This window comes from Methylobacterium indicum (assembly GCF_001043895.1).
In the GTDB taxonomy this organism is placed as follows: Bacteria; Pseudomonadota; Alphaproteobacteria; order Rhizobiales; family Beijerinckiaceae; genus Methylobacterium; species Methylobacterium indicum.
The window spans coordinates 67,620-75,012 of sequence record NZ_JTHF01000120.1 but is presented as its reverse complement, the minus strand read 5'-3'; the positions used below and the strand labels follow the sequence as shown (position 1 = coordinate 75,012).

Genomic DNA, 7,393 nt, shown 5'->3' with positions numbered 1-7,393 from the left:
AATCCTGTCCCCGCAACCAAAACACCACACGAAAAACCCCGCTCGGCGTCACGCCGGCGGGGTTTTTCGTTGATGGGCTGCGCCTCAGTAGTTGCGGCGTGTCACCACCCAGATGGCGTGGATCAGGCCCGGGATATAGCCGAACAGCGTCAGCAACACGTTGAGAATGAACTGCAGGCCGAACCCGACGGTGAACAACACGCCGATCGGCGGGATCACGACGAGCAGGATGATGCGGATGATGTCGCCCACGGTGTCTCCGTCCTGACGCTTGAAAAACGAAAGTCACGCTGGGAACGGCGAGCGCCCCCAACTGTTCCGCACCGGCATCCAAAACCCTCCCCGCGCCGAGCGATGCGGGAGGGGAGGGGGCATTGTCAGGGCCGCAGCAACACCTTTCCCATCGCTTCGCGGCGCGCCAGGATGCCAAGGGCGGCGGCCGCATCCTCCAGCGGGTAGACGCCGTGGACCTTCGCGGAGAGCCGCCCTTCGCGCACCAGCGACAGCAGGCGGGCCTGGTTGGCGGCGTGGCCTGCCGGCTCGCGCTTCAGGAAGGCCCCCCAGAAAACGCCCTGGATGTCGATGCCCTTCAGAAGGGCGAGGTTCAGGGGGATTTTCGGGATCTCGCCGGCGGCGAAGCCGACGACCAGGAAACGGCCCTTCCAGTTGAGCGAGCGAAGCGCCTGTTCGGAATATTCGCCGCCGACGGGATCGTACACGACGTCGATGCCGGCCTCGCCTCCGAGCCGCTTCAGGCCCTCGCGCAGGGACTCGCGGCCGTAATCGAGGGTGAGGTCGGCGCCATGGGCTTTGGCGAGTTCGAGCTTCTCGGCCGAGGAGGCACAGGCGATGACCCGCGCGCCCATCGCATGGCCGAGCTCCACCGCTGCCAGGCCGACGCCGCCGGTGGCACCGAGCACCACCAGGGTCTCGCCGGGCTTCAGCTGCGCCCGGTCCTGCAGCGCGTGCAGCGAAGTCCCGTAGGTGACCGAGAGGCCGGCCGCCTGCTCGTCGCTCACGCCCTCCGGCACCCGGGTCAGGCCGGAGACCGGCGCGACGACCCGCTCGCGGCAGGCGCCGTAGCCGAGATGGACGATGACGCGCTCGCCGATCCGGAACGCCTCGGCGCCCGGGCCTACCGCCTCGATCACCCCGCAGGCCTCGGCGCCGGGCGAGAACGGCAGTTCCGGCTTCACCTGGTAGCGGCCGGCGATGATCAGCGTGTCGAAGAAGTTGAGCGCCGCGACGCTCACCCGCACCAGGGCCTCGCCCGGCCCGGGTACCGGATCCGGCACCTCCTCGATCACCAGATTCTCCGGCCCGCCGAGCACCTTGCACAGGAGTGCCTTCATCGCCACCGATCCTCCCCGCCGCGCATCCGGCGGCCTGGCGCCGAGTCGTGGGCCAGGCCGTGGCTGCTGGCAACCCGGCATAAGGCCGTGACGACGCCCGTCAGGCGCGCTCGTAGGTCCCGGTCAGGGCCCCCTTGGCGAGGACGTGGCCGTGCATCGCCTCGATGAGGGCGCTGCGGCCGGGCGTGCCGTCGAGACCGAGGCGCCGATTCAGCGCGTAGACCTGGAACAGGTAGCGGTGCGGGCCGTGGCCAGTCGGCGGATCGGGCGGCAGGTAGCCGGCCTTGAGAAAAGTGTTCTTGCCGACCTCCTCGATCGTTCCGTCCGAGCCGGGGCTCGCCAGCGCCCCCTCGGGCAGGTCTTCGTCCGTCGGCTCCAGGTCCCACGCGATGGCGTGGACGATCGGCTTCGGCGTCGGGCTGTCGGCATCCTCCACGAGCAGCACCACGGCGGCGGTGCCGGTGGGAATGCCGCTCCAGGCCAGCGGCGGCGAGAGCTTCTCGCCGTCCTGGGTGAAACGCGCCGGCATCGCGGCTTCGTCCGCGAAGGCCGGGCTCGTCACCCGGATCGCCGCGGGGGCGCCCTCGAACTCGGCGTGGTAGGCGGTCTTGTCGAGGCCGGCCCGCAGGCCCGACAGCGCCTCGCCCAGGGCGTGGGGGATCTTTTCCAGCATGGACCCGTCTCCTCGGTTGCTCGCGGCGACAACCGGGGGAGAGGGGTCCGGGTTGCGCGGTCAGGCGCGAGGCCGCTCGGCCGCGATCATGTAGTTCACCGCCGTGTCGCGGGCGGCGCTCCAGCGGGTGGTGAGCGGATTGAAGACGACGCCGGTCGTGTCGGTGACCGCGAGGCCCCCGCCCTCGACGGCATCGCGCAGCTCGTCGGGCGTCACGAACTTGTCCCAGTCGTGGGTTCCCTTCGGCAGCCAGCCGAGGACGTATTCCGCCCCCACGATGGCAAGCGCGAAGGAGCGCATCGTCCGGTTGATCGTCGCGGCGAAGAAGAGCCCGCCCGGCTTCACCGCCGTGGAGGCGGTGCGCACGAAGGCCGGCATGTCGGTGACGTGCTCCACCACCTCCATGGCGCAGACGATGTCGAAGCGCTCGCCGGCGGCCACCACGTCCTCGATCGTCTCGGCCCGGTAGCGCACGGGCACCCCGGCCTCGTCGGCATGGGCTTGCGCGATCCTGACATTGGTCACGGCCGGATCGAGGCCGGTCACCTCGGCGCCGAGGCGGGCGAGCGGCTCGGACAGGACGCCACCGCCGCAGCCGACATCGACGAGGCTGAGGCCCGACAGCGGCGCGGGCGCCAGCGGGTCGCGGCCGAAATGCCGGCAGACCGTGTCGCGGATGTAGGTGAGGCGCACCGGGTTGAAGCGATGCAGCACCCGCATCGGCCCCGCCTCGTCCCACCATGTGGCGGCGAGGCGATCGAAGCGGGCGACCTCGTCGCGGTCGATCGAGGGTCCGGTCGGTTCGCTCATCGGCGCCAGGCCTTCCTGTGGGCGGGAGAGAAAAGGTCTCTCGAAGGGTCTCTCGGCGTCGAGGTAGCGCAGCCGCCGTCCCGGGCCAACCGCCGTGATGCGCCGCCGAGGGGCCCGCGACGTTGACACCGGCCCGGGGCGCTTGTACCCGCCGGACGCCCACCATCTCGCGCTGCGGCAGACGCGTCGCGAGGGCGGTCGGCGAGAGCAGTTCGCAAGAGCCGTTTGTTCGAAGCAGTTTGTTCGATCGGATCCCCATGCCCCGCCTGGTGATGAAATTCGGCGGCACCTCCGTCGCCACGGTCGACCGCATCCGCAACGTCGCCCGCCACGTCGCCCGCGAGGTGCGGGCCGGCTACGAGGTGGCGGTCGTCGTCTCGGCGATGTCCGGCAAGACCAACGAGCTGGTGGCCTGGTGCAAGGACGCCTCGCCCCTCTATGCCCAGTCCGAGTACGACGCGGTCGTCGCCTCCGGCGAGCAGGTCACGTCGGGTCTGCTCGCCATCGTGCTCGCCGAGATGGGCATCAAGGCCCGCTCCTGGCAGGGCTGGCAGATCCCGATCGAGACCTCCGACCAGCACGGCTCGGCCCGGATCCAGAACATCGACGGCGCCCGCCTCGATGCCGGCTTCAAGCGCGGCGAGGTCGCAGTGATCGCCGGCTTCCAGGGCATCCACCCCGAGACCGGCCGCCTGACGACCCTGGGCCGCGGCGGCTCCGACACGAGTGCCGTCGCGATCGCGGCGGCGATCGGCGCCGAGCGCTGCGACATCTACACCGACGTCGACGGCGTCTACACCACCGATCCCCGGGTGGTGCCGAAGGCCCAGCGCCTCGAGCGGGTCGCCTTCGAGGAGATGCTCGAGATGGCCTCCCTCGGGGCCAAGGTGCTGCAGGTGCGCTCGGTCGAGCTCGCCATGGTGCACCGGGTGCCGACCACCGTGCGCTCCTCCTTCGACGACCCCGACGACGCCCGCCCCGGCACCCTCATCTGCGACGAGGACGATATCGTGGAACAGCAGATCATCACGGGCATCGCCTTCTCGAAGGACGAGGCGCAGATCACGCTTCGCCGGGTGAAGGACAAGCCCGGCATCGCCGCCGCCATCTTCGGCCCGCTCGCCGATGCCAACATCAACGTCGACATGATCATCCAGGTCGTGTCGGGCGACGGCGCGGCGACCGACATGACCTTCACGGTCCCGGCGGCCGATTACGAGCGCGCCCGCGCGATCCTGGAGGCGCAGTCCGGCACCGTCGAGGTCGAGCGCATCGAGGGCGCCACCGACGTGGTCAAGGTCTCGGCGATCGGCATCGGCATGCGCAGCCATGCCGGCGTCGCCGCCAAGGCGTTCCGGGCGCTGGCCGAGAAGGGCATCAACATCCGGGCGATCACCACCTCGGAGATCAAGTTCTCCGTGCTGATCGACGCCGCCTATACGGAGCTGGCGGTCCGCACGCTCCATGCGCTCTACGGCCTCGACAAGGCCTGAATTCGTCGGCGCCCCGCGCCGGCCGGTATTCGACGACGCCCCGTCCGCGATGCCTCGCGGGCGGGGCGTCGTCGTTTCCGGACGGTCACCGCCCGCCTTTCCCCCGAAATGGCCGGCCCTCGTGGCGGGCCCTACCCCTGAAGGACGCTTGCCGGCCGGGCGTCGGACTCGCTATACGGCGAGGACGGGGCCGATGCGTCAGGCCCGCGCAGGCGGACCTTTCGGTTGCGCCGCGCCGGGCCCGGCTCGCCAAAGGGTGGAACACGAGACGATGCCCGCAGCGCCTGGAGGCCCGCGCCTGCTACTGCGCCGCCTTCGCGAGGCCATGGCGGAGCCCGTCGGCCCGCAGGCGCGCCTCGACCGCATCGTCGTCCTGATCGCGTCCAACATGGTCGCGGAGGTCTGCTCGGTCTACGTCCTGCGCGACGACGGCAATCTCGAGCTCTTCGCGACCGAGGGCCTCAACCGCGAGGCGGTGCACCTCACCACCATGCGGGCCGGCGAGGGCCTGGTCGGCCTGATCGCCGCCACCGCCGAGCCGCTCTCCCTCTCCGACGCCCAGTCGCACCCGGCCTTCTCGTATCGGCCGGAGACGGGCGAGGAGGTCTATCACGCCTTCCTGGGCGTGCCGCTCCTGCGGGCCGGCAACACGCTGGGCGTGCTGGTGGTGCAGAACCGCACCTACCGGGTCTATTCCGAGGAGGAGATCGAGGCGCTCCAGACCACCGCCATGGTGCTGGCGGAGATGATCGCCTCGGGCGAGCTGCAGGCCCTGTCGCCCGGCACCGTCAGCGCCTCGCGCCGGGCGCTGAGCCAGTGCGGCGTCGCGCTCGCCGACGGCGTGGGCCTCGGCCACGTCGTGCTGCACGAGCCGCGCATCGTCGTGCGCAACCTCATCGCCGAGAACGTCGAGCGCGAGGTGTCGCGCCTCGATACCGCGATCGCGGAGGTCCGCTCGGCCATCGACGACCTCGTCGAGCGCGGCGACGTCGCGGGGGCCGGCGAGCACCGGGAGGTGCTCGAGACGGTGCGGATGTTCGCCCACGACCAGGGCTGGCTGCGGCGCATGCGCGAGGCGGTGCTCTCGGGCCTCACCGCGGAGGCCGCGGTGGAGCGGGTGCAGTCCGACAACCGCGCCCGGATGCTGCGCCAGAGCGATCCCTACCTGCGCGAGCGCCTGCACGACCTCGACGACCTCGCCAACCGGCTGCTGCGCCAGCTCGTCGGCCGCGAGGGGATCGGCCCCTCGGCCATGCCTGAGAACGCCATCCTGGTGGCGCGCTCGATGGGCCCGGCGGCGCTCCTCGACTACGACCGCTCCCGCCTGCGCGGCGTGGTGCTGGAGGAGGGCGGGCCGACCAGCCACATCGCCATCGTGGCCCGGGCGCTCGGTATCCCGGCGGTGGGGGAGGTCGCCAACGCCACCGCGCTCGTCGAATCCGGCGACGGCATCATCGTCGATGGCGGCACCGGCGAGGTGCAGATCCGGCCCGGCCCCGAGATCGAGGCGGCCTATGCCGAGAAGGCCCGCCTGCGCGCCCGGCGCCAGGAGCAGTACCGCTCCTTGCGCGACGTACCGGCTGTCACCCGCGACGGCGTCGCGGTCGCGCTCCAGCTCAATGCCGGCCTGATCGTCGACCTGTCGCACCTCGCCGAGACCGGAGCCCAGGGCGTCGGGCTCTTTCGCACCGAGCTGCAGTTCATGGTGGCCGAGCGGATGCCGAGCGCCGCCGAGCAGCAGATCCTCTACGAGACCGTGTTCGACGCCGTCGGCGATCTGCCGGTGACGATCCGCACCCTCGACATCGGCGGCGACAAGGTGCTGCCGTACATGAAGGCGCTGGAGGAGGAGAACCCGGCCCTCGGCTGGCGGGCGATCCGCATCGGTCTCGACCGGCCCGGCCTGCTGCGGATGCAGCTGCGCGCGCTCCTCAAGGCGGCCCGCGGGCGGCCGCTGAAGATCATGTTCCCGATGGTCGCGACCGTGGACGAGTTCGTCCAGGCGAAGCGAATCGTGGAGCGCGAGAAGGCGCACCTCACCCGCCACGGCTATCCGCTGCCGTCGGAATGCCGGCTCGGCGTGATGGTCGAGGTGCCTTCGCTGCTGTTCCAGATGGACGAGATCGCGGCCGAGGCCGACTTCCTCTCGGTCGGCTCCAACGACCTGATGCAGTTCCTGTTCGCGGTCGACCGCGAGAACCGCCAGGTCGCCAACCGCTTCGACCCCCTGAGCGCCGCGGCGCTCCGCGCCTTCCGGCTGATCGCCGAGCGGGCCAACGCCGCCGGTACCCCGGCGACCGTCTGCGGCGAGATCGGCGGGCGGCCGCTCGAGGCGATGGCGCTGATCGGGCTCGGCTTCCGTGCGCTGTCGATGTCCCCGGCCTCGATCGGCCCGATCAAGGCGATGGTGCTGGGCATCGATGCCGGCGCCGTGGCGGAATTCCTCGATCGGGAACTGGCCCGGAACCGCGACGGCGCTTCGCTGCGACCGGCGCTCGCGGCCTTCGCCGAGGAGCACGGCGTTCCAATCTGACGGGTCGCGTGGGCGCACCGACCCTAGCGCGGGTCTATAATCCAGAACGACGACCGGAGGGCATGGGGGAGGACCATCTTCGATCGTGAAGACTCTGGGGCGAAAGAGCATTAGATTCTGTTCGACCTGATCGACAGTCTTCATACCCTCATCGTCATCCCGGGTCCGCGCAGCGGAGCCCGGGCTCCAGAACCGCCGATGGTTCTTCAGGAATATCGACAGCGTACCACTTCGTTCTTTTCCACCTGCGCGTCTGGATTCCGGGCTCCGCTGCGCGGCCCCGGAATGACAAGGAGCGCGTCAAGACTGTCGTGCAAATCGAACAGGCTTCGAGCGATGTGGACGGCTGACCTCTCGTGACAATCATCGTGATGAAACGCCCGACCGGATGGACACGGCCGTCACGATCGGGCCGATCCGATCACGTCCATCCGACGAGATGAGGTGCGGGATGCCTCCCCCCGCCTCCTCGCCCACGCGATGGAGCGGACGGCCCGCTTTCGCGAAGGCTCCTGGCCGCCTCACGCGGCGG

6 protein-coding genes are annotated in these 7,393 nt (G+C 70.5%); 2 read left to right on the top strand and 4 right to left on the bottom strand.

Annotated features, from left to right (window positions below; genetic code table 11):
* Positions 1-84: 84 nt before the first annotated feature.
* From QR78_RS32855 to ubiG, 4 genes are all read right to left on the bottom strand, one after another.
* A complete protein-coding gene (locus tag QR78_RS32855; RefSeq protein WP_064504300.1) occupies positions 85-252 on the bottom strand; it encodes a YqaE/Pmp3 family membrane protein in 168 nt (55 codons plus the stop codon).
* 125 nt (positions 253-377) lie between these two features.
* Positions 378-1,352: an NADPH:quinone oxidoreductase family protein gene (locus QR78_RS14945; protein WP_048428330.1), complete on the bottom strand. Its 975-nt coding sequence runs from the start codon at positions 1,350-1,352 to the stop codon at positions 378-380.
* Positions 1,353-1,452: 100 nt separating this feature from the next.
* Entirely contained in the window at positions 1,453-2,025 is a 573-nt protein-coding gene (locus QR78_RS14940; RefSeq protein ID WP_048428329.1) for a YbhB/YbcL family Raf kinase inhibitor-like protein, read from the bottom strand.
* Between the two features lie 60 nt (positions 2,026-2,085).
* On the bottom strand, positions 2,086-2,835 hold the full coding sequence (gene ubiG, locus QR78_RS14935; RefSeq protein ID WP_048428328.1) for a bifunctional 2-polyprenyl-6-hydroxyphenol methylase/3-demethylubiquinol 3-O-methyltransferase UbiG: 750 nt from the start codon (positions 2,833-2,835) through the stop codon (positions 2,086-2,088).
* Positions 2,836-3,092: 257 nt separating this feature from the next.
* Between ubiG and QR78_RS14930 the strand changes: the two genes are divergently transcribed.
* Together QR78_RS14930 and ptsP are read left to right on the top strand one after the other, a co-directional pair.
* Entirely contained in the window at positions 3,093-4,328 is a 1,236-nt protein-coding gene (locus QR78_RS14930; protein WP_048428327.1) for an aspartate kinase, read from the top strand.
* Between the two features lie 271 nt (positions 4,329-4,599).
* Entirely contained in the window at positions 4,600-6,861 is a 2,262-nt protein-coding gene (ptsP, locus tag QR78_RS14925) for a phosphoenolpyruvate--protein phosphotransferase (protein ID WP_048428326.1), read from the top strand.
* The last annotated feature ends 532 nt before the right edge of the window (positions 6,862-7,393 follow it).

Coding starts and splice junctions, on each gene's coding strand:
- QR78_RS14945 (WP_048428330.1), bottom strand. CDS start 1,352: ATGAAGGCACTCCTGTGCAAGGTGCTCGGCGGGCCGGAGAATCTGGTG.
- QR78_RS14940 (WP_048428329.1), bottom strand. CDS start 2,025: ATGCTGGAAAAGATCCCCCACGCCCTGGGCGAGGCGCTGTCGGGCCTG.
- ubiG (WP_048428328.1), bottom strand. CDS start 2,835: ATGAGCGAACCGACCGGACCCTCGATCGACCGCGACGAGGTCGCCCGC.
- QR78_RS14930 (WP_048428327.1), top strand. CDS start 3,093: ATGCCCCGCCTGGTGATGAAATTCGGCGGCACCTCCGTCGCCACGGTC.
- ptsP (WP_048428326.1), top strand. CDS start 4,600: ATGCCCGCAGCGCCTGGAGGCCCGCGCCTGCTACTGCGCCGCCTTCGC.